This window comes from Halomonas sp. 1513, assembly GCA_001971685.1.
Classification (GTDB): Bacteria; Pseudomonadota; Gammaproteobacteria; order Pseudomonadales; family Halomonadaceae; genus Franzmannia.
Window position 1 is genome coordinate 454420 of the sequence record CP019326.1, and the last position, 22769, is coordinate 477188.

Here is a 22769-nt window from a genome sequence, read left to right on the forward strand (position 1 = left end):
TTCCTTTTTGCGTTATCCAAGATTCAGTGGCGGCCGGAGCTACCGAAGCCGCCGTCGCCACGCAGGCTGGCGTCGAAATCGTCGACGACCTCGAGCTCGGCCTGCACCACAGGGACAAGCACGTACTGTGCCAGGCGTTCGAAGGGTTCGAGCACGAACGGTGCCGTACCACGGTTCCACACCGAGATCATCAGCTCGCCCTGGTAGTCGGAGTCGATCAGGCCGACCAGGTTGCCGAGCACGATGCCGTGCTTATGCCCCAAGCCGGAGCGCGGCAGGATCATCCCGGCCAGGCCGGGGTCGGCGATATGCACGGCGAGACCGGTGCGCACCAGCTCGCACTGGCCCGGTGCCAGCGTCAGTGGAGCATCGAGCAGGGCGCGCAGGTCCATGCCGGCGGAGCCCTGGGTGGCGTAGTGGGGCAACGGGAATTCCCGGACGCGTGCGTCGAGGATCTTGACGGCAAGGCGGGGGCGGTCGACGGGTGCGGTCATGGTGTGTCCTGGGTGTGCGGGTCGCTGGCCTGCCGCGCGCTGAGCCGCTCGAGCAGGTGATGGAGAATGGTATCGGCGAGTTCGGCCTTGGTCAGCGTCGCCGTCTGGTGACGCCCGGGTGTCGCCGCATCGTGGCGCTGCCACAGCAGCAGGGCGGCATTGTGGTCGGCGCCGAAGCCCTGGCCGGCCAGCGACACGTCGTTGGCGACGATCATGTCGAGGCCCTTGCGGGTCAGCTTGTCCTGGGCGTAGTGCTCGAGGTCCTGGGTCTCGGCGGCAAAGCCCACCACCAGCGGCCGCTGGGCGGCCGGCAGGGCGGCCACCGCGGCGATGATATCGGGGTTCTTGACCAGCTCGAGGGTCAGGCCCTCGGCGTCGTCGCGCTTCTTGAGCTTGTGCTCGGCGGGCGCGGCGGCGCGGTAGTCGGCCACCGCCGCACAGCCTATGAAGGCGTCGCTATCCACTGCCAGGCGCAGCGCGGCGGCGTGCATCTGCTCGGCGGTCTCGATCTCTATGCGCTCCACGCCCGGCGGGGTGGCAAGGCTCACCGGGCCGCTGATCAGTCGCACCCGGGCGCCGAGGCGCGCGGCACTGGCGGCCAGCGCATAGCCCATCTTGCCGGAACTGTGGTTGGTCAGGTAGCGCACCGGGTCGAGGGGCTCGCGGGTCGGCCCGGCGGTCAGGGTGATGGTCAGCCCGGCGGCGGGACCAGCGGCGCTGGCCTCGGCACTCTCACTGGCACCTTGGAGGGCGGCGACGATCTCTTCGGGTTCGAGCATGCGCCCCGGGCCGACATCGCCGCACGCCTGGTCGCCAGCGGCGGGGCCGAGCAGCTGCCAGCCGTCGCCGGCCAGACGCTCGGCGTTGCGCTGCGTCGCCGGGTGGCGCCACATCGCCTGGTTCATGGCCGGGGCCATCACGCGGCGCGCGTCGCTGGCCAAGTTCAGCGTGGTCAGCAGGTCGTCGGCATGGCCGTGGGCGAGGCGCGCCATCAGGTCGGCGGTGGCCGGGGCGACGAGCAGGGTGTCGGCCCAGCGCGCCAGCTCGATATGGCCCATGCCGGCCTCGGCCTCGGGGTCGAGCAGTGAGGTGCGCACCGCTTCGCCGGTCAGCGCCTGCAGCGTCAGCGGGGTAATGAAGGCCTGGGCACCGTCGGTCATCACCACGCGCACCTCGGCACCGGCCTTCTTCAACAGCCTGGCGAGGTGGGCGCTCTTGTAGGCGGCGATACCGGCACTGATGCCGAGCAGGATACGCTGGCCGAGTAGCGATGACATGGCAGCTTCCAAGCAGCTGTGGGGAGGCACTTACCTTACCATTGGCGCCGCTTCTTGCGTAGCCGGACGGCATGCGAGCGACGCGCTACACTCAATGGTGTAACGCTTATATTCATGCGTCGCTGATGGCCGACAGGCGCTTGCAGTGGCGGTCCATGGAGCATCACGGAGCAGGGAGGCGCCGATGTCGATTCGTGACTGGCCGGAGGGGGAGCGGCCGCGGGAAAAACTGCTGTCACTCGGGGCGGAGGCGCTATCGGATGCCGAGCTGCTGGCGATCTTCCTGCGTGTCGGCGTTAAAGGACGCTCGGCGGTGGACCTGGCTCGCGACCTGCTGGGCTCGTTCGGCGGGCTGCGCCAGCTGCTGGAGGCCGAGCGTGACCGCTTCTGCGCCGAGCACGGCCTGGGCGAGGCCAAGTACGTGCAGCTGCAGGCCGTGCTCGAGCTATCGCGGCGCCACCTGGCCAGCCAGCTCGAGCGCGGTGGAGCGCTGACCTCGCCGAGCCTGGTGCGGGCCTTTCTCTCGGCCCACCTGCGCCACCTCGGCCACGAGGAGTTCGCGGCGCTGTTCCTGGACACCCAGCATCGCGTGATCCGCTTCGAGTCGCTGTTCCGCGGCACCCTCGACAGCGCCTCTGTCTACCCGCGTGAGGTGGCGCGGCGGGCCCTGGAGCTGGGCGCCGGGGCGATCATCTTCGCCCACAACCACCCCTCCGGGGTGGCCGAGCCCTCTGATGCCGACCGGCGCATCACCGAGCGCTTGACCACCGCACTCGGCCTGTTCGAGATTCGCGTGCTGGACCATTTCGTTGTCGGTGACGGTGAGGTAATATCCTTCGCCGAACGCGGGTGGCTGTAGCGGCGTGGCTGGCGGTGCAGGATGGCAGCGTTTCCTTGGTAAGTAGCATCGCTCGGAACTGATCCGGCGACAGGCCTGCGAGGAGGCGCTGTAAATACATCCCTGTACGCTACCTTGCGCCATCCATGGCGCAAACCTCCTCTCCGGCCTGTCCCCGGCGTTCCTTGCTACGAGAGCGCGCCTTGTTAGGGAGTGCGCAATATTTGGCACGCTGCTTGCCGTTCGTCGTGGCGTCTGGTATAAAGTGCACCCTTTAGAATTCCCTTGGGTTAAATGAGGGGGCAGGCAGCGGTTATCAGCCGTTCTACCGGCCCGGTTTGCCCGACAGGTTTTGAACACTCAGGTCTTGAACACCTGGCCAAGCGGTTGGAGGCTCCCATGTCCAAAGTATGTCAGGTTACCGGCAAGCGCCCGGTGACTGGTAATAACGTATCGCACTCCCAGCGCAAGACGCGTCGTCGCTTCTTGCCGAACCTGCACTCCCACCGTTTCTGGGTGGAGTCAGAGAAGCGCTTCGTCAAGCTGCGCATCTCCTCCAAGGGCATGCGTATCATCGACAAGAAGGGTATCGAGGCCGTGATCGCCGATATCCGCAAGCGCGGCGACCGCGTCTAAGCGAATTCCAGGGAGAACGAGTCATGCGCGACAAGATCAGAATGGTGTCCAGCGCCGGTACCGGCCACTTCTACACCACTGACAAGAACAAGCGGAACACCCCGGACAAGCTCGAAATGAAGAAGTTCGACCCGGTGGTTCGCAAGCACGTGATGTACAAGGAAGCCAAGATCAAGTAATTGATCTGGTCTCCTCCGCAGGCGCGAGCCTGACGCTGAACCCGGCCCGGTGCCGGGTTTTCGCGTACTGGGGCGCGTGCCGGCCCCACGCGCCGCTGCCCAGTGCCGATGGATCGTAGCGAGAGACCGCCATGCCCGAACTGCCCGAGGTCGAGACCACCCGCCGCGGCATCGCGCCCCACGTCGAGGGGCGCGAGATCCGCGAGGTGATCGTGCGTGAACGGCGCCTGCGTACGCCGGTGCCGGAGGGGCTGGAAAACGCCCTGGTAGGCGCGCGCATCGGTGACCTGGGGCGCCGTGCCAAGTACCTGCTGATCCCGCTGTCGGGGACCGAGCCGGCAGCCGAGCGCACGCTGCTCTGGCATCTCGGCATGTCGGGCAGCCTGCGCGTGGCACGCCTCGGCGATCTGCCGCGCAAGCACGATCACGTCGACCTGGTGCTCGACGGCGGCGCGATCCTGCGCTACCACGACCCGCGCCGTTTCGGCTTCGTCGACTGGCTGGCCGGCAACGTGCTCAGCGACCCGCGGCTGGCGCGGCTCGGCCCCGAGCCGCTGTCGCCGGACTTCGACGGCGAGCGGCTATACGCCATGTCGCGTGGCCGACGCATCGCGGTCAAACCGTTCCTGATGGATAACGCCGTGGTGGTAGGGGTGGGTAATATCTATGCCAGCGAGGCGTTGTTCCTGGCCGGCATCGACCCGCGCCGCGCCGCCGGACGCATCTCGCTGGAGCGCTACCAGCGCCTTGCCGCGGCGGTGCGCGAGGTGTTGGCGGCGGCCATCACCCAGGGTGGCACCACGCTGCGCGACTTCGTCAGCGGCACCGGCGAGCCGGGCTACTTCGCCCAACGGCTCAACGTCTACGGTCGCGATGGCCAGCCGTGCCGGCGCTGTGGCGCCGAACTCAGGCTGATTACCCTCGGCCAGCGTGCCAGCGTGTTCTGCGGTCGCTGCCAGACCTGACGGCGTCGGTCTATTGCCGCCGCGGGTAACCGAAAAGCCCCGCGTGAATGCTAGAATGCCCCCTATCAGCTTGATTCCTATCGTTGGAGATATCCGTGACCGAACGCCTGCGCTTGAAAAAGAATGCCGACCGCCGCCTCAAGGCGGGGCATCTGTGGCTCTACTCCAACGAAGTCGATATCGAGGCCACGCCGCTCAAGGGCTTCGAACCTGGCGCCCAGGCGGTGATCGAGGCCGCCAACGGTAAGCCGATGGGGGTGGCCTACGTCAACCCGCACTCGCTGATCTGTGCGCGGGTGGTCTCGCGCGACCCCGACGTGCGCCTCGACCGCTCGCTGCTGGTGCACCGCTTCAAGCAGGCGCTGGGCCTGCGCCAGCGGCTGTTTGCCAAGCCCTTCTATCGTCTGGTGCACGGCGAGGGCGACCTGCTGCCGGGGCTGGTCGTCGACCGCTTCGACGACGTGCTGGTGGTACAGCTCAATACGCTGGGCATGGAGCGGCTCGGTGAAGAGGTGGTCGCCGCCCTCGACAAGGTGCTGTCGCCGCGCGCCATCGTGTTCAAGAACGACTCCTCCGGTCGCCGTCAGGAGCAGCTCGAGCGTCACGTCGAAGTGGTCAAGGGCGAGCTGCCCGAGCAGGTGCTGCTGGAGGAGAACGGGGTGCGCTTCGTGGTGCCGGTGCTCGACGGCCAGAAGACCGGCTGGTTCTACGACCACCGCGCCAACCGCGCCTGGCTCAACGGCCTGGTGGCCGGCAAGCGCGTGCTCGACGTATTCAGCTACGTGGGCGGCTGGGGCGTGCAGGCGGCGGCCAGCGGGGCCAGCCAGGTGCTGTGTGTCGACGCCTCCGGCGAGGCGCTGGCGCAAGTGGCCGAAAATGCCGCGCTCAACGGCGTAGCCGAGCAGGTGGCGATCGGCGAAGGCGACGCCTTCGAGGCGCTGGCTGCGCTCAAGGCTGACGGCGAGGAGTTCGACGTGGTGATTCTCGACCCGCCGGCCTTCATCAAGAAGCGCAAGGACATCCCCAACGGTGAGCGCGCCTATTCGCGCCTCAACCGCGAGGCGATGCGCCTGCTGGGTCGCGATGGAATCCTGCTCTCGGCGTCATGCTCCATGCACCTGGCGCCGGATCGGCTGGTCGAGTGCGTGCGCGGCGCGGTGCGTCACCAGGACCGCCACGGTCAGGTCATCTACCAGGGCCACCAGGGACCGGACCATCCTGTGCATCCGGCGATTCCCGAGACGGCGTATCTGAAGGCCCTTGGCGTACGCGTCTTCCGCGACTGAGCGATATGGCGGAATTCGAGTACATTCGCGTCTTCGCCCACTCCAATGGGCTACTGGTCAGCCACCTGCACAACGTGTTGCGTGCCGCCGATATCCCCGTCGAGCTGCGTAACATGACGCTGGCCGGCGGGGCGGGCGAGCTGCCGCTGGGCGAGTGCGAGCCCGAGGTGTGGGTGGCACCACACAATGCCGAGCGCGCCAGAGGCCTGATTCGCGAGAGCCTCGAAGGCGCCGATCAGCCAGTCCCGGACTGGGTCTGCCCGGGCTGCGGCGAGCGCCTCGAGGGCGCCTTCGATACCTGCTGGCAGTGCGGCGCCGTCAAGCCATAGGAGTTCGAGCGACCATGGAGTGGGATCTGCCGCGCCCGTATGTGTTGCCTATCGAGGTCGAGGCCACCGCCATCGACGACTACGGGCACGTCAACAACATCGAGTACCTGCGCTGGATCGAGGCGATCAGCTGGCAGCACTCCGCCGAGCTGGGGCTGGATCTGGCGCGCTATCGTGAGCTCGACCGCGGCATGGCGGTACACCGCCACGAGCTCGACTACCTGGCGCCGGCGCTGGTCGGCGAGCGCCTCGAGCTGGCCACCTGGATCGTTGCCTGCGACGGCCGCCTGACCCTGACGCGACGCTTCCAACTGCGTCGTCCCGCCGATGCGCGCACCCTGCTGCGCGCTCGTACCCGCTTCGCCTGTATCGAACTCTCCAGCGGCCGCCCGCGACGCATGCCGGCGGAATACGTCGCCGGCTATGGCAGCGTGCTGGTCGGTGAGGAAGATGCTTCGAAATAACCAGGCTTTGCCGAAGATATTCTTGTTCTAACGGCGCAATATTGCTCTCTTTACTGAGTTTTAGCGTGATTTTATCGTGATCGTGCGACTGTGCTGTAATGGAGGTAACGTCGAAACGTACCCGTTCATCGCACAGGAGGCCGTCATGCAGATCGCCGTACCCAAGGAGATCAAGAATCACGAATACCGGGTGGCCCTGACCCCCACCGGGGCGCGTGAATTGAGCGGCCGCGGCCATGCCGTGGTGGTACAGGCCGGTGCCGGCGAGGGCGCTGGCTTCAGCGACGCCGACTACCAGGCCGCCGGGGCCAGCATCGAGGCCGACGTGGCCGCGCTGTGGGAGTCCGCCGAACTGATCCTCAAGGTCAAGGAGCCGCAGCCCGACGAGGTCGCCCGCCTGACGCCCGAACAGACCCTGTTCACCTACCTGCACCTGGCCGCCGAGGAGACGCTGACCCGTGGCCTGATGCAGAGCGGTGCGACCTGTATTGCCTACGAGACCATCACCGGCGCCGACGGCGGTTTGCCGCTGCTGGCACCGATGAGTGCGGTGGCCGGCCGCATGGCCATCCAGGCCGGCGCCCACAGCCTGGAGAAGGCCCAGGGTGGTGCCGGGATCCTGCTGCCCGGGGTGCCGGGGGTGGCGCCGGCCAAGGTCACCGTGATCGGCGGCGGCGTGGTCGGCGAGAACGCCGCGCGCATGGCGCTGGGGCTGGGCGCCGAGGTGACCATTCTCGACAAGTCGCTGGCGCGCCTCGAGGTGCTCGACGATCGCTACCAGGGGCGTATTCGCACCGTCTACTCCACCGCCGATGCGCTGGACAGAGCGAGCCGCGAGTCCGACCTGATCGTCGGTGCGGTATTGATCGCCGGCGCCGCGGCGCCGAAGTTGATCACCCGTGAGATGCTCGCCGACATGAAGCCCGGCAGCGTGCTGGTCGACGTGGCCATCGATCAGGGCGGCTGCTTCGAGACCAGCCGCGCCACCACCCACGCCGAGCCGACCTATATCGTCGACGGCGTCGTGCACTACTGCGTGGCCAATATGCCCGGCGCCGTAGCGCGTACCTCGACCCAGGCGCTGACCAACGCCACCATGCCGTTCGTGCTGGCGCTGGCCGACAAGGGCTGGCAGCAGGCGCTGGCCGATGACCGCCACTTCCTGCCGGGGCTCAACGTGCATGATGGCCAGGTCACCTATCGCGCGGTGGCCGAGGCCTTTGGGCTGGAGTATGTCGACCCTGCCAGCTTGCTTGGATGAAAGACCTGCTTGGTTAAGGCACTTGCACCCGCTGTGAGCGGCGCCGGGGGCAACGTCTGGTTGATGGCACCGGCGGCAGGCCTACGAGGGGGCGCTGTAAACCCGTCCCTGGGCGCTACCTTGCGCCATCCATGGCGCAACCCCCCTCTCCGACCTGCCCTCGGCGCCGCCTACGCCGGCACCAGCGCCCCTCTTAATCCTGCCCCGGATCAGCCGCGGGGCAACTCGGTCGCCTTGACCCGGGCCGCGCGTTACCATAGCGGGCATTTCCGACCACGAGAGTCCGCTTTCCATGAGTGCAGCTTCCGAGACGAAGACCCGCGTCCTGACCGGTATCACCACCAGCGGCACGCCCCACCTGGGCAACTACGTCGGCGCCATCAAGCCGGCGATCGCCGCCAGTCAGGACCCCAGCGTGCAGTCCTACTACTTTCTCGCCGACCTCCACGCACTGATCAAGTGCCAGGATCCGCGTCGCGTGCAGGAGTCGCGTCTCGAGATCGCCGCCACCTGGCTGGCGCTGGGCCTGGATACCGACAACGCCATCTTCTACCGCCAGTCGGACGTGCCCGAGATCACCGAGCTGACCTGGATGCTCTCCTGCGTCTGCGCCAAAGGGCTGATGAACCGCGCCCACGCCTACAAGGCCGCGGTGGCCGACAACGAGGCGGCCGGCAACCAGGACCCTGACAAGGGCATTACCATGGGCCTGTTCGGCTACCCGGTGTTGATGGCCGCCGACATCCTGATGTTCAACGCCCACAAGGTGCCGGTGGGCCGCGACCAGATCCAGCATATCGAGATGGCCCGCGATATCGCCGGACGCTTCAACCACCTTTACAAGGGCGACTACTTCACGCATCCGGAGGCGGTGGTCGACGACAACGTGCCGACACTGAACGGTCTGGACGGGCGCAAGATGTCCAAGAGCTACAACAACACCATTCCGCTTTTCGTCTCCGAGAAGAAGCTCCAGAAGCTGGTGCGCAAGATCAAGACCAACTCGCTGGAGCCCGGCGAGCCCAAGGACCCGGATAGCTGCACCCTGTTCCAGATCTACTCGGCCTTCGCCAGCGCCGAGGAGAGCGCTGCCATGCGCCAGGAGTATGCCAACGGCATCGGCTGGGGCGAGGCCAAGAACCGCGTCTTCGAGTACCTGAACGAGCACCTGCGCGAGCCGCGTGAGCGCTACCAGGCGCTGATGGAAGACCCCGGCCACATCGAGCAGGTGCTGCTCAAGGGCGCCGAGCGCGCCCGCGCCGAGGCGGCGCCGTTCGTGGATCGCCTGCGCCAGGCCGTGGGGCTGGGCCGCTTCGTCTAAGCCGCCGGGCGGGAAGATGACCTCCCCGCAGGGCTGCCTGGGGGGAGGTTTTATATTCTTGGGGAATGCTCGTGATAGTCGTTATGCATTTCCTTTATTCCGAGTGAAACACTAAGGTATATCGGCATCGTCGAGCGCTATCGCTACGTCATCGCAATTCACAGGAGAACGTCATGACGCCAACACTGGCTGCGCGGCACGCTTCGCCGATCACTCTGATCGCCGCCGGGCTACTGCTGATCGGGGCCCTGGTGATAGGCATTGCCTTCGAGGCCCGCAGCGGCCTGCTGATGGTGGTCGGCGGCCTGCTCGGCATGGTGCTCTACCACGCCGCCTTCGGCTTTACCGCCGCCTGGCGGGTATTCATCACCGAGCGGCGCGGCCGCGGGCTGCGTGCCCAGATGGTGATGCTGGCCGTCGCCGTACTGCTGTTCTTCCCGGCGCTGGGGGCCGGCACGCTGTTCGGCAACCCGGTGTCGGGATTCGTGGCGCCAATCGGCGTCTCGGTGGTGTTCGGCGCCTTCCTGTTCGGCCTCGGCATGCAGCTCGGCGGCGGCTGCGCCTCGGGCACGCTGTTCACCGCCGGCGGCGGCAATGCGCGGATGCTGATCACCCTGCTGTTCTTCATCGTCGGCTCGCTGATCGGCAGCGCCCACTTCACCTGGTGGCAGAGCCTGCCGGCTTTCCAGCCGGTGTCGCTGGTGCATACCGCGGGAACCGGTGGTGGCATTGCCATCAGCCTGGCGCTGTTTGCGGGGATCGCCGCCTTCACGGTGGCGATGGAGAAGCGCCGCCACGGCCAGCTCGAGGAGACGCCCCGCGTTGAAATGCGCGAGCGCCGCTGGCTGACCGGCCCCTGGCCGCTGTTGTTCGGCGCAGTTGCCTTGGCGCTGCTCAACTTTGCCACCCTGGCCCTGGCCGGGCGCCCCTGGGGGATTACCTCGGCCTTCGCGCTGTGGGGCGCCAAGGGCTTCGAGTTCCTCGGCGGTGACGTCTCCGGCTGGGGCTACTGGCAGTCGGCGGCCAATGCCCAGGCGCTTCAGGCCAGCGTATGGAGCGATATCACCACGGTGATGAACGTCGGCATCATTCTCGGCGCGCTGATGGCGGCCACTCTGGCGGGGCGCTTCGCCCCCAACTTCCGCATTCCGCTCAAGTCAGTGGCGGCGGCGGTGATCGGCGGGCTGATGCTCGGCTACGGCGCGCGACTGGCGTTTGGCTGCAACATCGGCGCCTACTTCAGCGGTATCGCCTCGGGCAGCCTGCACGGCTGGGTGTGGCTGGTGGCGGCCTTCGCCGGCAATATGCTGGGCGTGAAGCTGCGCCCGCTGTTCTTCGAGGGCGAGGCAGGCCGGCGGCCTACCGCCAAGAGCTGCTGAGCCTCCGCTGCCACGCGAGACGCGCCCCGGCACTGCCGGGGCGCGCTGCGTTGGGTGGGAAGCAAGCGTGCGGAGCGTGGTAGAATGAGGACATCAGAACGCCACCAAGAGCGCCAGACTTTCTTACCAACAGTGACGAGACGAGAGATGACGCAAACCGCCAAGCGCCCGCTGTACGTTCCCTATGCCGGCCCTACATTGCTCGAGATGCCACTGCTCAACAAGGGCAGCGCTTTTACCCTCAACGAGCGTATCGCCTTCAACCTGATCGGGCTGCTGCCGCAGAACGTCGAGTCCATCGAAGAGCAGGCCGAGCGTGCCTACCGGCAGTATCGGCTGTGCCAGAACGATCTCGATCGGCATATCTACCTGCGTGCGATCCAGGACGACAACGAGACGCTGTTCTTCCGCCTGCTCGAGGAGCACCTCGAGGAGATGCTGCCGATCATCTATACCCCCACCGTGGGCGAGGCGTGCGAGGAGTTTTCCAATATCTATCGCAACCATCGCGGGCTGTTCATCAGCTACCCGGATCGCGAATACATGGATGACATCCTGCGCAGCGCCACCAAGGACAACGTCAAGGTGATCGTGGCCACCGACGGCGAGCGTATTCTCGGTCTCGGCGACCAGGGCATCGGCGGCATGGGCATCCCGATCGGCAAGCTGTCGCTGTACACCGCCTGTGGCGGGATCAGCCCGGCGTATACGCTGCCGATCACCCTCGACGTCGGCACCAACAATCAGACCCTGCTCGACGATCCGATGTACATGGGCTGGCGCCATCCGCGCGTCTCCCAGGCCGAGTACGACGCCTTCATCGCCGACTTCATGGCCGCCGTGAAGCGTCGCTGGCCGAACGTGTTGCTGCAGTTCGAGGATTTCGCCCAGACCAACGCCATGCCGCTGCTGGACCGCTATCGTGACGAGCTGTGCTGCTTCAACGACGACATCCAGGGCACCGCGGCGGTGTGCGTGGGTACCCTGCTGGCGGCCTGCAAGGCCAAGGGCGAGAAGATCAGCGAGCAGCGCGTGGCCTTCGTTGGCGCCGGCTCGGCGGGCTGCGGCATCGCCGAGCAGATCGTGCTGGCGATGCAGGCCGAAGGCCTGGGCGAAACCGAGGCGCGGGCGCGCATCTTCATGGTCGACCGCTACGGCCTGCTGACCCGCGACATGGACGGCCTCTACGACTTCCAGGCGCGGCTCGCCCACGACCCGGCCGGGTGGCAGGGCACGACGCTGGTCGATGTGGTCACTCAGGCCAAGCCGACGGTGCTGATCGGCGTCTCCGGCCAGCGCGGGCTGTTCACCAAGGAGGTGATTCAGGCGCTGCATGCCGGCTGCGCCAAGCCGCTGGTCATGCCGCTCTCCAACCCCACCTCCAAGGTCGAGGCGACGCCGGAAGAGATCCTGGTGTGGACCGAGGGTCAGGCGCTGGTGGCTACCGGTAGCCCCTTCGCGCCGGTGGAGTTCCGCGGCAAGCAGTACCCCATCGCCCAGTGCAACAACTCCTATATCTTCCCCGGCATCGGTCTCGGGGTGATCGCGGCGCGTGCCTCAAGGGTCACCGACGGCATGCTGATGGCCGCCTCCAATGCGCTGGCCAAGGGCGCGCCCATGGTGCAGCACGGCAAGGGCCCGCTGCTGCCGGCGCTGTCCGATATCCGCGAGATCAGTAAGGCGATCGCCTTCGACGTGGCCAAGCAGGCCATGGCCGAGGACGTGGCGCTGACCTGCGACGACGAGACGCTGCGCGAGGCCATCGAGGCCAACTTTTGGTACCCGCGCTATCGCGAGTATCGGCGCAAGGCATTTTGAGTTCACCTAGCAACTGCGCCAGCCGGCACCGGGGCAGGTCATAAGCGAACCTCATTTTTCAGGACGAAAAATGGAGCGTCCATGGATGGATTCACAGCGTGTTCGCGTTGACCTGCGCCGGGTAGCCGGCGGGAATGTATAGCCGTAACCAACACAAAAACGCCCAGCCGGTCAGCCGGCTGGGCGTTTCACGTTGGCCCCTCAGGGCCTCTAGCAGCCTCAGGCGCTGCCGATCATCTTGCGCAGCACATAGTGCAGGATGCCGCCGTGCTGGTAGTAGGCCAGCTCGTTGGCGGTATCGATGCGGCACAGCGCATCGAGCTTCTTCTCGCCCTTGTCGTTCTTGATGGTCACCTTGACCTTGCCGCCCGGGCTGAGCTCGCCGAGCCCCTCGATGGAGATCGTCTCGTCACCGGTCAGGCCCAGCGACTGGCGGCTTTCGCCCTCGGGGAACTGCAGCGGCACCACGCCCATGCCGATCAGGTTGGAGCGGTGGATGCGCTCGTAGGACTCGGCCAGCACCGCGCGTACGCCGAGCAGCCGGGTGCCCTTGGCAGCCCAGTCGCGGCTCGAGCCGGAGCCGTACTCCTTGCCGGCCACCACTACCAGCGGCGTGCCCTCCTGCTGGTACTTCATCGCCGCGTCGTAGATCGCCAGCTGCTCGCCGCTCGGCACATGGCGAGTGTAGCCACCCTCGACGCCGTCGAGCATCTCGTTTCTGATGCGTACGTTGGCGAAGGTGCCGCGCATCATCACTTCGTGGTTGCCGCGGCGTGAACCGTAGGAGTTGAAGTCCACCGGCTTGACGCCGTGCTCCTGCAGGTAGCGCCCGGCGGGGCTGTCGGGTTTGATGGCGCCGGCCGGCGAGATATGGTCGGTGGTCACCGAGTCGCCGAGCATGGCCAGAATGCGCGCGTCTGCGACGTCATCGATGGCCTCCGGCTCTCTGCCCATGCCGTCAAAGAACGGCGGGTGCTGGATATAGGTCGACTCGGGCCATTGATAGACCTCGCTCTGGGGCACGTCGATGGCCTTCCAGACGTCGTCGCCGTCGAACACCTCGGCGTACTCCTTGCGGAACATCTCGGTCTTGACCTTCTCCACCGCTTCGGCGATCTCGGCCTGGGATGGCCAGACGTCCTGAAGATATACCGGCTTGCCGTCGCTGCCCTCGCCGAGGGGCTCCTTGGAGAGGTCGCGGCGCACGTTACCGGCCAGGGCGTAGGCCACCACCAGCGGCGGTGAGGCCAGCCAGTTGGTCTTGACCAGCGGGTGCACTCGGCCCTCGAAGTTGCGGTTGCCGGAGAGCACCGAGGCCACCGTGAGGTCGCCCTCATCGACGGCCTTCTCGATGGACTCCGGAAGCGGCCCCGAGTTGCCGATGCAGGTGGTGCAGCCGTAGCCCACCAGGTTGAAGCCCAGCGCGTCGAGGTCCTCCTGTACGCCGCCGGCGGCGAGGTAGTCGGTGACCACCTTGGAGCCCGGGGCCAGCGACGTCTTGACCCACGGCTGGGTGGTCAGCCCCTTCTCGCGGGCCTTGCGCGCCAGCAGGCCGGCGGCCATCATCACGCTGGGATTGGAGGTGTTGGTGCAGGAGGTGATGGCGGCGATCACCACCGCGCCATGGTCGAGGGTGAACTGCTTGCCAGCGTAATCGACATCCCGGCTGTCGGCGTTCTCGTAGCTCTGCTCGATGCCCACGGCGGTCTGGCCGCCTTCGGAGAACAGCCGCCCCTTCTCGGTGGTCGGTACTTCATGCAGGCGATCGCCCATCAGCGCCTCGAAGGTCGCCTTCATGTCGGTCAGCGCGACGCGGTCCTGGGGGCGCTTGGGGCCGGCCAGGCTGGCCTCGACCTCGCCCATGTCGAGTTGCAGGGTGTCGCTGAAGATCGGTTCGGCGCCGGGCTCGCGCCACAGCCCCTGGGCCTTGCTGTAGGCCTCGACCAGGGCGATCTGAGCATCCTCGCGGCCGGTCAGGCGCAGGTAGTTGAGGGTCTCCTCGTCGACCGGAAAGAAGCCGCAGGTCGCACCGTACTCCGGCGACATGTTGGCGATGGTGGCGCGGTCGGCCAGCGGCAGGTCGTCGAGGCCGTCGCCGTAGAACTCCACGAACTTGCCGACCACGCCCTTGTTGCGCAGCATCTCGGTGACCGTCAGTACCAGGTCGGTGGCGGTGATGCCTTCGCGCAGCTTGCCCGTCAACTTGAAGCCGACCACTTCGGGGATCAGCATCGATACCGGCTGGCCGAGCATGGCCGCCTCGGCTTCGATGCCGCCCACGCCCCAGCCGAGGATGCCGAGGCCGTTGATCATGGTGGTGTGGGAGTCGGTGCCGACCAGGGTGTCGGGGTAGGCGAGGGTCTTGCCGTCGACCTCCTTGGTCCACACCGTCTTGCCCAGGTATTCGAGATTGACCTGGTGGCAGATGCCGGTGCCCGGCGGCACCACGCGGAAGTTGTCGAAGGCCTCCTGGCCCCAGCGCAGGAACTCGTAGCGTTCGCGGTTACGCTCCATCTCGATGGCGACGTTGTCGCGAAAGGCGGCCGGGTTGCCGAACTTGTCGACCATCACCGAGTGGTCGATGACCAGATCCACTGGCGATAGAGGGTTGATGCGCGCCGGATCCTCGCCCAGCTCGGCCACGGCGGCACGCATCGAGGCCAGGTCGACGACCCCGGGCACGCCGGTGAAGTCCTGCATCAGCACCCGGGCCGGGCGGTAGCCGATCTCTCGACTCGAGCGACCCTGCTGCTGCCAGTCGACCAGCGCCTGCATGTCGTCGACGCTGACGCTCTCATCGTCGGCGAAGCGCAGCTGGTTCTCGAGCAGCACCTTGAGGGTCATCGGCAGGCGGTCGATATTGCCGAGGGTCTCGGCGGCCTTGGGCAGGCTGTAGTAGTGGTAGGTCTGCCCGCCGGCCTCGAGTTGGCTCAGTGTGTCGGGGGTCGTGTGGCTCATGGTCTCCTCCTCATGAAGAGCGATGGGCGCCCATCCGGGGCGCACGAAAGCGCGATCACCAGTTTCATATGGTCATGATAGGCGCTGATTTCAAGCGCTGCCGGGGTGACGCGCCGTGTCGCCACGCTCAGCGTCTATGCTGGAGTGACGCAGAGCGGTCCCCGAGCAGGGCCGATAGAGGCAATACCCCACGCGAGTGGCACGACGATGACAGGAGCTCCCCGATGCATGAAGAGATGCTCACTTCACGGGCGGTGCACTGCCCATACTGCAGTACCGCCTTCGACCTGCTGGTGGATGCCAGCCAGGGCAGCCACATGACCTGGGAGGACTGTCCGCGCTGCTGCGCGCCGATTCAGCTGCGCATCAGCGTATCGCCGCAAAGCGGTGAGCTGGAGGAGGTTGCCCTGGGGCGCGATGATGACGTGGTGTGATAGCATTGGACTATGGCATCAATTGATCAACTTGATTGCCAATATCGTGGCTTTGACTTTAGTCTTAGCCGCTATTTTGATCATACAATCATCATTCGCACCTCAAGGGAGAGACCTGAATGAGCGTACTGGTAGGCCGCCAAGCCCCCGATTTCGAAACTGCTGCTGTGCTGGGTAACGGCGAGATCGTCGATGATTTCAAGCTTTCCGACAGCCACGGCAAGCTGCGCGTGCTGTTCTTCTGGCCGCTTGATTTCACCTTCGTCTGCCCCTCCGAGATCATCGCTCATGACAACCGTCTGGCGCAGTTCAAGGAGCTCGGCGTCGAGGTGATCGGTGTCTCCATCGACTCCCAGTTCACCCACCACGCCTGGCGCAAGACGTCTCCCGAGAAGGGCGGCATCGGCGAAGTCGGCTTCCCGATCGTGGCCGACGTCAAGCACGAAGTGACCCAGGCCTACGGCATCGAGCATCCGGAAGCCGGCGTCGCCATGCGCGCTTCCTTCCTGATCGACGAGCACGGCGTTGTCCAGCACCAGACCGTCAACAACCTGCCGCTGGGTCGCAACGTCGACGAGATGCTGCGCATGGTCAAGGCCCTCAAGCACCACCAGCAGCACGGCGAAGTCTGCCCGGCCGGCTGGGACGAAGGCCAGGAAGGCATGAAGGACACTGCGGAAGGCGTCGCCAAGTACCTCGGCGCCCACTCCAAGGCGCTGTAAGTCGAGCGCTTGCAAAGAGGCGGCCTGCGGGCCGCCTCTTTGCGTTGGTGCAGTGATACACTCTGCCTCCGATACGTTGCGGCATGTCGATCCGTGTCGCCATGCCGCAACGCGTCGCCAGCGCGACGACTAACGCTACCCGCCATCATTCAAGACACCCATGAGGTCATCCATGGACGCACGCCACGAACGCTTGATCATTCTCGGTTCCGGCCCGGCCGGCTATACCGCCGCCGTGTATGCCGCCCGCGCCAACCTCAAGCCGCTGCTGATCACCGGCATGCAGGCCGGCGGCCAGCTGACCACCACCACCGACGTGGACAACTGGCCGGGTGACGACGCGGGCGTCCAGGGCCCCGAGCTGATGGAGCGCATGAAGCGCCACGCCGAGCGCTTCGAGACCGAGGTGCTGTTCGACCATATCGACGAAGTCGACCTGCGCAGCCGACCCTTCACGCTCACCGGTAGCGGTGGCACCTATACCTGCGATGCGCTGATCATCGCCACCGGCGCCAGCGCCCGCTACCTGGGGCTGCCCTCGGAACAGCAGTTCATGGGCCAGGGGGTGTCGGCCTGCGCGACCTGCGACGGTTTCTTCTACCGCAATCAGGAGGTGGTGGTGATCGGCGGCGGCAACACCGCCGTTGAGGAGGCGCTGTACCTCTCCAACATCGCTGCCAAGGTGACCCTGGTGCACCGCCGCGATAGCCTGCGCGCCGAGAAGATCCTGCAGGACAAGCTGTTCGACAAGGTCGAGAACGGCAACATGGCCATCGAGTGGAACCACACCCTCGACGAGGTGCTCGGCGACAACAGCGGCGTGACCGGCGTGCGCTTGGCGTCCACCGCCGACGGCAGCACCAAGGAACTGGCCGCCCCCGGCGTGTTCATCGCCATCGGGCATACCCCCAATACCGGCCTGTTCGAGGGCCAGCTGGACATGGCCAACGGCTATATCAAGGTCAAGTCAGGCCTCGAGGGCAACGCCACCGCGACCAGCGTGGCAGGGGTGTTCGCCGCCGGCGACGTCATGGATCACGTCTATCGCCAGGCGATCACCTCCGCCGGCAGCGGCTGCATGGCGGCCCTGGACGCCGAGCGCTACCTCGACGAGATTGGCTAGCGCCTAGCGCCCCGCCGCTCGCTACTACCAGTTAGTAATGCGGCGGGAGCTCCTGGGACGGGTCGAAGCCCTCGGGCTGATCATTCAGCGCCTGCTGCTGTTCGCGCAGGCGCTTCTGCATCATGGCGTTGAGCCGGATCAGCTCCTGCAGGCGCCGCTCCTGACTCGCTACCGCTTCGTCGAGCTGATCCAGCCAGTGCTCCTGGTGGGCGGTGCGGCTCTCGAGAGCCTCCAGCCGCGCCGCCAAGCCGGCGAGCGACGCCTGTTCAGGCATGCTAGAATCGTCTCGTTGCGTGTTGCCGTTCATCGCTGCACCTTCATCCAATGTCACTGTGGTCCGTCGGTCATCACGCCGGGGGGCACGACCGTGATTGTCATAGCTAGTATCCACGTCCACCACAACAAGAGAAGTTGAGGTCCATGAATCATAAGGTGTTTGTTCGCTGTCTTATCATCAGTCTCCTGCTCGCCGCGCCTGCTCCCCTGTTGATCACTCTGTTCGTCTCGTTCACCGGCGGTCTGCTGTCCCAGCAGCTGCTGGCATCGCTCGAGCTCGGTGGGGTGGCCGGCGTCTATCTGGCCGTCGTCGCGGCAGTGTTCCTGCTGCTGCTGGTCGCGACCAGTGCCGTCCAGGTGCTGTCGCCCTCGGCCTCGCCTGCCTCGGCCGTACTGGCCGACATCGAGAACGACGATCGCGAGATCGGCGAGGTAAAGTGGTTCAACGTCAACAAGGGGTATGGCTTCATCACCCGTGACAACGGCGACGATGTCTTCGTGCATTTCCGTGCCATCCGCGGCAAGGGGCATCGTACCCTGGCCGAGGGTCAGAAGGTGCGCTATCACATCGTCGAGAATGAGCGGGGGTTGCAAGCCGACGACGTCACCGTGATTACCTGAAGCGAAGCGCCTGACCTTCGCTCGTCAGCTTTCGATAGGCAGGTGGTTACACCATCATCAGACATCGCCCCGCTCGCGCGGGGCGATGTCGTTTCAGGCCTAGCCTGGGTTACTGGCCGGAGTCGGGCCAGGTGATGGCCTCCTCGCGGCCGTCCGGCAACACTCGCCAGAAGCGATCCGGATCGTCGCCGGGCTGCCAGCCGCCCAGCGAGCAGCGCACCTCGCAGCTCAGCGCCTGGCTGACGTCGCGGGCGCAGTCGGCGTCGCGCGGCCAGGGCGTCGCGTCGCTGTCGAACCACAGGCTGCTGAAGCCGTCGGCGGCCTGCTCGACCAGCAGCACCGGGATGCGCTGGCCCTGCAGGTGCCCGATGGTGCGCCACTGGCGCTTGCCGGCAGGGCCTAGCGGCGCCGCGTCGAGGTTTGCGCTCAGCCACTGGCTGACCGCCTCGACGCTGGCGTCGGCGGCGAGGTAGATCTCGATGTCCGGATAGCGCTGCATGGGCACCTCAGTTGGCCTCGCCATGGGCGAACAGGCGCACCAGGATGGCTTCGTAGATCTCGCTCAGGGTGTCCAGGTCGGCGGCGCGCACGCGTTCGTTGACCTGGTGGATGGTGGCATTGAGCGGCCCCAGTTCGACCACCTGGCTGCCCAGGGTGGCGATGAAGCGGCCGTCGGAGGTGCCGCCACTGGTCGACAGCGCCGGGCGCTGCTTGGTCACCGTTTCGACGCCGCTCACCGCGGCCTCTACCAGCTCGCCCTCGGCGGTGAGGAAGGGCTCGCCGTTGAGGGTCCAGTCGAGGCGGTAGTCGAGGCCGTGGGCATCGAGGATCGCCTCGGTGCGCTCACGCAGCTGCTCGTGGGTCACCTCGGTGGAGTAGCGGAAGTTGAACACCGCCTCCAGCTCGCCGGGAATCACGTTGGTGGCGCCGGTGCCGGCGCGCAGGTTGGAGACTTGGAAGCTGGTGGCGGGGAAGAAGGTATTGCCGTCGTCCCAGTGCTCGCTCACCAGGGCATCCAGCGCCGGCATGGCGGCATGGATCGGGTTGCTGGCCAGCTGCGGATAGGCCACGTGGCCCTGTACGCCCTTGACGTGCAGCACACCGCCCAGCGAGCCGCGCCGGCCGTTCTTGATCACGTCGCCGAGGCGCTCGCTGGAGGAGGGCTCGCCGACGATGCAGTAGTCGAGCCGCTCGTGACGCTCGCGGAGGTGCTCGACCACGGCGCGGGTGCCGTCCACGGCAGGCCCCTCCTCGTCGGAGGTGATCAGGAAGGCGAGCTTGCCGTGGTGTTCGGGGTGGGCGGCGACGAAGCGCTCCACCGCGGTGATCATCGCCGCCAGGCTGCCCTTCATGTCGGCGGCACCGCGGCCCCTGAGCATGCCGTCTGCATCGAGACAGGGCTCGAAGGGCGGCGTCTCCCAGTTGGTGTGCGGCCCGCTGGGCACCACGTCGGTGTGGCCGGCGAAGGCCAGTACCGGGCCGTGGTGGCCGCGCACCGCCCAGAAGTTGTCGACGTCACCGAACGGCAGTCGCTCGATATGGAAGCCCAGCGCCTCGAGGCGTTCGATCATCAGCGCCTGGCAGCCTTCGTCATCGGGCGTCACCGAAGGCCTGGCCATCAGCTCGATGGCCAGTGCCAGGGTCGGCGACGGGGGCTGCGACTCAGTTGTGGGCATGCAGCGCCTCGTTGAGCGCCACGGCGCTCTTGTTGGTCAGGCACTCGATGCGGCCGTTCTGGGAGTTGCGGCGCAGCAGCAGGTCGTCCTGGCCGGCCAGCTCGCGGGCGGCCACGGTCTTGACCTCCTGGCCCTGGTCGTCGAGCAGGGTGACCTTGGCGCCGGCGGTGATATAGAGCCCGGCCTCGACGGTGCAGCGGTCGCCCAGCGGGATACCGATGCCGGCGTTGGCCCCGATCAGGCAGCCTTCACCGACCTTGATCACGATGTTGCCGCCGCCTGACAGAGTGCCCATGGTCGAGCAGCCGCCGCCCAGGTCCGAGCCCTTGCCGACCATCACGCCGGCCGAGATGCGGCCCTCGATCATGCCCGGGCCCTCGCTGCCGGCGTTGAAGTTGACGAAGCCCTCGTGCATCACGGTGGTGCCTTCGCCCAGGTAGGCGCCCAGGCGCACCCGTGCGGTATCGCCGATACGAATGCCCTTGGGCACCACGTAGTCGGTCATCTTGGGGAACTTGTCGACGCAGTCCACCGACAGCGCGCGGCCCTCGAGGCGCGCCTTGAGGCGGCGTGCCGGCAGCTCTTCGATATCGATCGGGCCCTCGTTGGTCCAGGCGATGTTGCGCAGCAGCCCGAACATGCCGGTCAGGTCCAGCTGATGGGGCGTGACCAGGCGGTGCGACAGCAGGTGCAGCTTGAGGTACACCTCGGGTGCGCTCTCCGGCGGCGTGTCGGTATCGAGGAAGGTTGCCACCAGCGGGCGCTGGCTGGCCGCCAGCGACTCGGCGAGTTCGGCCTGCTCGGGGTTGCCGACGGCCTTGAGGGCAGCGGCCAGTGTCGCACAGTGCTCGGGCAGGAAGCTCACCGCGGCGTTGCCGGCCGGCGCATCCAGGGCCTGGCGGGCGGCGTCGACCAGCGCTGCGTCGGGTTGGAACAGCGGTGCCGGGTAGTAGATTTCCAGCCAGTCGCCCTGGGTGTTCTGGGTGCCGATGCCGAGTGCAAAGCTGAGCATGCAGGTGTCCTCTTGAAAGACGTCAGTGAAAGGGTGTCAGCGGTCTGAGCCGTGGCTTAGACCGGCAGGTTGTCGTAGTCGCCGTCGCGGTAGCCGACCAGGATATCATCGCCGGTATCCAGCAGCGGTCGCTTGAGCAGGGTGGGATGGGCCAGCATCAGCTCGCGGGCGCGGTTGGCGTCGATGTCCTGTTTGTCGGCGTCGTCGAGCTGGCGCCAGGTGGTGCTGCGCTTGTTGAGCAGGGTCATCACCGGCACCCGCTCGAGGATGTGCTCGAGCAGCGCCGCCGAGAGGCCGTCCTCGCGCAGGTCGTGGAACTGGTAGGGCACGCCGGAGGCGTCCATGGCCTTGCGCGCGCGGCGGCAGGTGTCGCAGTTCTTGATGCCAAACAGGGTCAGCATGGGGAGTCCTCCTTCACTGGCGTTCGATGAAGCGACGCAGGCGGCGCGCGCCCTCGACGGTGGCCTCTAGCTCGGCGACCAGCGCCAGGCGCACGCGGCCGCTGCCCGGGTTGTGGCCGTCGACCGCGGCACGCCCCATCCCGTCGCCGGTAGCGGGGCGACCCATATACGAGCCCGGCAGCACGCTGACATGCTCCTCGGCGTAGAGCGCCCGGGTAAAGGCCGCGTCGTCGCCGCCGGGAACCGCCGGCCACAGGTAGAAGCTTGCCTGGGGGGCTGGGAAATCCATTACCGGGGCGAGGATCTCGGTCACCGCGGCGAACTTTTCGCGGTAGGCGTCGCGGTTGGCGAGCACGTGCTGCTCGTCCTGCCAGGCGGCGATCGAGGCGCGCTGCAGCGGCAGCGACATGGCGCAGCCGTGGTAGGTGCGGTAGCGCTTGAATGGCGCGATCAGCGCGGCGTCGCCGGCCACGAAGCCGGAGCGTAGCCCGGGCAGATTGGAGCGCTTGGAGAGCGAGTGGAAGACCAGGCAGCGCCGGTAGTCTTGGCGGCCCAGCGCTGCACAGGCCTGCAGCAGCCCAGGCGGCGGCGCGGCTTCGTCGAGGTAGAGCTCGGAGTAGCACTCGTCGGAGGCGATGATGAAGTCGTGCTCGTCGGCAAGTGCCAGCAGGCGTTGGAAGTCGGCCAGCGGCGTCACCGCCCCGGTGGGGTTGCCCGGCGAACACAGGAAGACGACCTGCACCTCGCGCCAGGTGTCGGCGGATACGGCATCGAAATCCGGCCGAAAGCCGTGCTCGGCGCGGCAGTCGAGGTAGAGCGGTTCGCCGCCGGCCAGCAGCGCCGCCCCTTCATAGATCTGGTAGAAGGGGTTGGGCACCGCCACCCTGGCCGGGCGGCTGCGGTCGAGTGCTGCCTGGACGAAGGCGAAGATCGCCTCGCGGGTACCGTTGACCGGCAGCACCTGGGTGTCCGGGTCGAGGCCCGCGAGGCCGAAGCGGCGGCTCGCCCAGCCGGCAATCGCCTGGCGCAGTTCGGGCATGCCGTTGGTCGCCGGATAGCGCGCCATCTCCTGCTGATGCGCCACTAGCGCCTCGAGCGCACCGGCATAGGGTGCATGCTGCGGCTCGCCGATGGTCAGCGGGATATGCGTCAGCGCCGCCGGCGGGGTGACGTCGGCCTTGAGCGCGGCGAGCTTCTCGAAGGGGTAGGGCTTGAGGGCATCGAGATCGGGGTTCATGGCTGTCCTGGTCGCTTCGAGGCGGCGGAAACGTGGGCGGGTCGACGCCGACGGCGGCGGCG

The 22769-nt window shown here is 66.8% G+C and carries 24 protein-coding genes; 15 read left to right on the forward strand and 9 right to left on the reverse strand.

Annotation, left to right across the window (positions count from 1 at the left end):
* Window positions 1-23 precede the first annotated feature (23 nt).
* A complete protein-coding gene (locus BWR19_02095) occupies window positions 24-494 on the reverse strand; it encodes a deoxyuridine 5'-triphosphate nucleotidohydrolase (protein ID APX91830.1) in 471 nt (156 codons plus the stop codon).
* Complete coding sequence (locus BWR19_02100; protein ID APX91831.1) at window positions 491-1771, reverse strand: bifunctional 4'-phosphopantothenoylcysteine decarboxylase/phosphopantothenoylcysteine synthetase; 1281 nt, start codon at window positions 1769-1771, stop codon at window positions 491-493. The genes BWR19_02095 and BWR19_02100 overlap by 4 nt, the downstream gene beginning before the upstream one ends.
* Before the next feature lie 184 nt (window positions 1772-1955).
* Between BWR19_02100 and BWR19_02105 the strand changes: the two genes are divergently transcribed.
* The 11 genes from BWR19_02105 (at window position 1956) to BWR19_02155 (ending at window position 12247) form a co-directional block, all read left to right on the forward strand.
* Complete coding sequence (locus BWR19_02105) at window positions 1956-2630, forward strand: hypothetical protein (GenBank protein APX91832.1); 675 nt, start codon at window positions 1956-1958, stop codon at window positions 2628-2630.
* Between the two features lie 378 nt (window positions 2631-3008).
* Window positions 3009-3245, forward strand: coding sequence for a 50S ribosomal protein L28 (locus BWR19_02110; GenBank protein ID APX91833.1), 237 nt, complete (start codon window positions 3009-3011; stop codon window positions 3243-3245).
* 23 nt (window positions 3246-3268) lie between these two features.
* The gene (locus tag BWR19_02115) at window positions 3269-3424 is read left to right on the forward strand and encodes a 50S ribosomal protein L33 (protein ID APX91834.1); all 156 of its coding nucleotides are present in this window, start codon (window positions 3269-3271) and stop codon (window positions 3422-3424) included.
* 131 nt (window positions 3425-3555) lie between these two features.
* Window positions 3556-4389 carry a DNA-formamidopyrimidine glycosylase gene (locus tag BWR19_02120; GenBank protein APX91835.1) on the forward strand — a complete coding sequence of 278 codons (834 nt, stop codon included), beginning with the start codon at window positions 3556-3558 and terminating at the stop codon, window positions 4387-4389.
* A 95-nt stretch (window positions 4390-4484) separates the two neighbouring features.
* Complete coding sequence (locus BWR19_02125; GenBank protein APX91836.1) at window positions 4485-5675, forward strand: rRNA large subunit methyltransferase I; 1191 nt, start codon at window positions 4485-4487, stop codon at window positions 5673-5675.
* Between the two features lie 5 nt (window positions 5676-5680).
* The gene (locus BWR19_02130) at window positions 5681-6004 is read left to right on the forward strand and encodes a hypothetical protein (GenBank protein APX91837.1); all 324 of its coding nucleotides are present in this window, start codon (window positions 5681-5683) and stop codon (window positions 6002-6004) included.
* Between the two features lie 14 nt (window positions 6005-6018).
* On the forward strand, window positions 6019-6468 hold the full coding sequence (locus tag BWR19_02135; GenBank protein APX91838.1) for a thioesterase: 450 nt from the start codon (window positions 6019-6021) through the stop codon (window positions 6466-6468).
* A 145-nt stretch (window positions 6469-6613) separates the two neighbouring features.
* Window positions 6614-7729, forward strand: coding sequence for an alanine dehydrogenase (locus BWR19_02140; GenBank protein APX91839.1), 1116 nt, complete (start codon window positions 6614-6616; stop codon window positions 7727-7729).
* 292 nt (window positions 7730-8021) lie between these two features.
* Window positions 8022-9050 carry a tryptophan--tRNA ligase gene (locus BWR19_02145; GenBank protein APX91840.1) on the forward strand — a complete coding sequence of 343 codons (1029 nt, stop codon included), beginning with the start codon at window positions 8022-8024 and terminating at the stop codon, window positions 9048-9050.
* Window positions 9051-9223: 173 nt separating this feature from the next.
* Window positions 9224-10429, forward strand: coding sequence for a hypothetical protein (locus BWR19_02150; protein APX91841.1), 1206 nt, complete (start codon window positions 9224-9226; stop codon window positions 10427-10429).
* 147 nt (window positions 10430-10576) lie between these two features.
* Complete coding sequence (locus tag BWR19_02155; protein APX91842.1) at window positions 10577-12247, forward strand: NAD-dependent malic enzyme; 1671 nt, start codon at window positions 10577-10579, stop codon at window positions 12245-12247.
* Window positions 12248-12466: 219 nt separating this feature from the next.
* Here BWR19_02155 and BWR19_02160 read toward each other — a convergent pair whose 3' ends face one another.
* Window positions 12467-15205 carry an aconitate hydratase 1 gene (locus tag BWR19_02160; protein ID APX91843.1) on the reverse strand — a complete coding sequence of 913 codons (2739 nt, stop codon included), beginning with the start codon at window positions 15203-15205 and terminating at the stop codon, window positions 12467-12469.
* 224 nt (window positions 15206-15429) lie between these two features.
* On the opposite strand from BWR19_02160, the gene BWR19_02165 reads away from it, so the two are divergent.
* The 3 genes from BWR19_02165 (at window position 15430) to BWR19_02175 (ending at window position 17484) form a co-directional block, all read left to right on the forward strand.
* Complete coding sequence (locus BWR19_02165; GenBank protein ID APX91844.1) at window positions 15430-15639, forward strand: hypothetical protein; 210 nt, start codon at window positions 15430-15432, stop codon at window positions 15637-15639.
* Between the two features lie 119 nt (window positions 15640-15758).
* On the forward strand, window positions 15759-16361 hold the full coding sequence (locus tag BWR19_02170; protein APX91845.1) for an alkyl hydroperoxide reductase: 603 nt from the start codon (window positions 15759-15761) through the stop codon (window positions 16359-16361).
* A gap of 172 nt (window positions 16362-16533) precedes the next feature.
* Window positions 16534-17484, forward strand: a complete 951-nt coding sequence (locus tag BWR19_02175; GenBank protein APX91846.1) for a thioredoxin-disulfide reductase — start codon at window positions 16534-16536, stop codon at window positions 17482-17484.
* Between the two features lie 31 nt (window positions 17485-17515).
* Here the strand turns inward: BWR19_02175 and BWR19_02180 are convergent, their stop codons facing one another.
* Entirely contained in the window at window positions 17516-17758 is a 243-nt protein-coding gene (locus tag BWR19_02180; GenBank protein ID APX91847.1) for a slyX, read from the reverse strand.
* A 146-nt stretch (window positions 17759-17904) separates the two neighbouring features.
* Between BWR19_02180 and BWR19_02185 the strand changes: the two genes are divergently transcribed.
* The gene (locus BWR19_02185) at window positions 17905-18381 is read left to right on the forward strand and encodes a DNA-binding protein (protein APX91848.1); all 477 of its coding nucleotides are present in this window, start codon (window positions 17905-17907) and stop codon (window positions 18379-18381) included.
* 109 nt (window positions 18382-18490) lie between these two features.
* On the opposite strand, the gene BWR19_02190 is transcribed toward BWR19_02185, so the two are convergent.
* Genes BWR19_02190 through BWR19_02210 form a run of 5 tightly spaced genes read right to left on the reverse strand, consistent with a single transcriptional unit; the run spans window position 18491 to window position 22707 of the window.
* Window positions 18491-18880 (reverse strand): hypothetical protein, encoded by a 390-nt coding sequence (locus tag BWR19_02190; GenBank protein APX91849.1) that lies wholly within the window; start codon window positions 18878-18880, stop codon window positions 18491-18493.
* 7 nt (window positions 18881-18887) lie between these two features.
* Window positions 18888-20057: a succinyl-diaminopimelate desuccinylase gene (locus BWR19_02195; protein APX91850.1), complete on the reverse strand. Its 1170-nt coding sequence runs from the start codon at window positions 20055-20057 to the stop codon at window positions 18888-18890.
* Window positions 20044-21069 carry a 2,3,4,5-tetrahydropyridine-2,6-dicarboxylate N-succinyltransferase gene (locus BWR19_02200; GenBank protein APX91851.1) on the reverse strand — a complete coding sequence of 342 codons (1026 nt, stop codon included), beginning with the start codon at window positions 21067-21069 and terminating at the stop codon, window positions 20044-20046. Before BWR19_02200 ends, BWR19_02195 begins: the two co-directional genes overlap by 14 nt.
* Before the next feature lie 56 nt (window positions 21070-21125).
* The gene (locus BWR19_02205) at window positions 21126-21470 is read right to left on the reverse strand and encodes an ArsC family reductase (protein APX91852.1); all 345 of its coding nucleotides are present in this window, start codon (window positions 21468-21470) and stop codon (window positions 21126-21128) included.
* A gap of 13 nt (window positions 21471-21483) precedes the next feature.
* Window positions 21484-22707, reverse strand: a complete 1224-nt coding sequence (locus BWR19_02210; GenBank protein ID APX91853.1) for a succinyldiaminopimelate transaminase — start codon at window positions 22705-22707, stop codon at window positions 21484-21486.
* Window positions 22708-22769 lie beyond the last annotated feature (62 nt).

Bases quoted from the DNA above. Each gene is read 5' to 3' on its own strand.
- BWR19_02175 (APX91846.1), top strand. From the start codon at position 16,534: ATGGACGCACGCCACGAACGCTTGATCATTCTCGGTTCCGGCCCGGCC.
- BWR19_02205 (APX91852.1), bottom strand. From the start codon at position 21,470: ATGCTGACCCTGTTTGGCATCAAGAACTGCGACACCTGCCGCCGCGCG.
- BWR19_02210 (APX91853.1), bottom strand. From the start codon at position 22,707: ATGAACCCCGATCTCGATGCCCTCAAGCCCTACCCCTTCGAGAAGCTC.
- BWR19_02150 (APX91841.1), top strand. From the start codon at position 9,224: ATGACGCCAACACTGGCTGCGCGGCACGCTTCGCCGATCACTCTGATC.
- BWR19_02135 (APX91838.1), top strand. From the start codon at position 6,019: ATGGAGTGGGATCTGCCGCGCCCGTATGTGTTGCCTATCGAGGTCGAG.
- BWR19_02110 (APX91833.1), top strand. From the start codon at position 3,009: ATGTCCAAAGTATGTCAGGTTACCGGCAAGCGCCCGGTGACTGGTAAT.
- BWR19_02115 (APX91834.1), top strand. From the start codon at position 3,269: ATGCGCGACAAGATCAGAATGGTGTCCAGCGCCGGTACCGGCCACTTC.
- BWR19_02130 (APX91837.1), top strand. From the start codon at position 5,681: ATGGCGGAATTCGAGTACATTCGCGTCTTCGCCCACTCCAATGGGCTA.
- BWR19_02140 (APX91839.1), top strand. From the start codon at position 6,614: ATGCAGATCGCCGTACCCAAGGAGATCAAGAATCACGAATACCGGGTG.
- BWR19_02160 (APX91843.1), bottom strand. From the start codon at position 15,205: ATGAGCCACACGACCCCCGACACACTGAGCCAACTCGAGGCCGGCGGG.
- BWR19_02200 (APX91851.1), bottom strand. From the start codon at position 21,069: ATGCTCAGCTTTGCACTCGGCATCGGCACCCAGAACACCCAGGGCGAC.
- BWR19_02185 (APX91848.1), top strand. From the start codon at position 17,905: ATGAATCATAAGGTGTTTGTTCGCTGTCTTATCATCAGTCTCCTGCTC.
- BWR19_02195 (APX91850.1), bottom strand. From the start codon at position 20,057: ATGCCCACAACTGAGTCGCAGCCCCCGTCGCCGACCCTGGCACTGGCC.
- BWR19_02095 (APX91830.1), bottom strand. From the start codon at position 494: ATGACCGCACCCGTCGACCGCCCCCGCCTTGCCGTCAAGATCCTCGAC.
- BWR19_02120 (APX91835.1), top strand. From the start codon at position 3,556: ATGCCCGAACTGCCCGAGGTCGAGACCACCCGCCGCGGCATCGCGCCC.
- BWR19_02180 (APX91847.1), bottom strand. From the start codon at position 17,758: ATGCCTGAACAGGCGTCGCTCGCCGGCTTGGCGGCGCGGCTGGAGGCT.
- BWR19_02145 (APX91840.1), top strand. From the start codon at position 8,022: ATGAGTGCAGCTTCCGAGACGAAGACCCGCGTCCTGACCGGTATCACC.
- BWR19_02155 (APX91842.1), top strand. From the start codon at position 10,577: ATGACGCAAACCGCCAAGCGCCCGCTGTACGTTCCCTATGCCGGCCCT.
- BWR19_02105 (APX91832.1), top strand. From the start codon at position 1,956: ATGTCGATTCGTGACTGGCCGGAGGGGGAGCGGCCGCGGGAAAAACTG.
- BWR19_02100 (APX91831.1), bottom strand. From the start codon at position 1,771: ATGTCATCGCTACTCGGCCAGCGTATCCTGCTCGGCATCAGTGCCGGT.
- BWR19_02190 (APX91849.1), bottom strand. From the start codon at position 18,880: ATGCAGCGCTATCCGGACATCGAGATCTACCTCGCCGCCGACGCCAGC.
- BWR19_02170 (APX91845.1), top strand. From the start codon at position 15,759: ATGAGCGTACTGGTAGGCCGCCAAGCCCCCGATTTCGAAACTGCTGCT.
- BWR19_02165 (APX91844.1), top strand. From the start codon at position 15,430: ATGCATGAAGAGATGCTCACTTCACGGGCGGTGCACTGCCCATACTGC.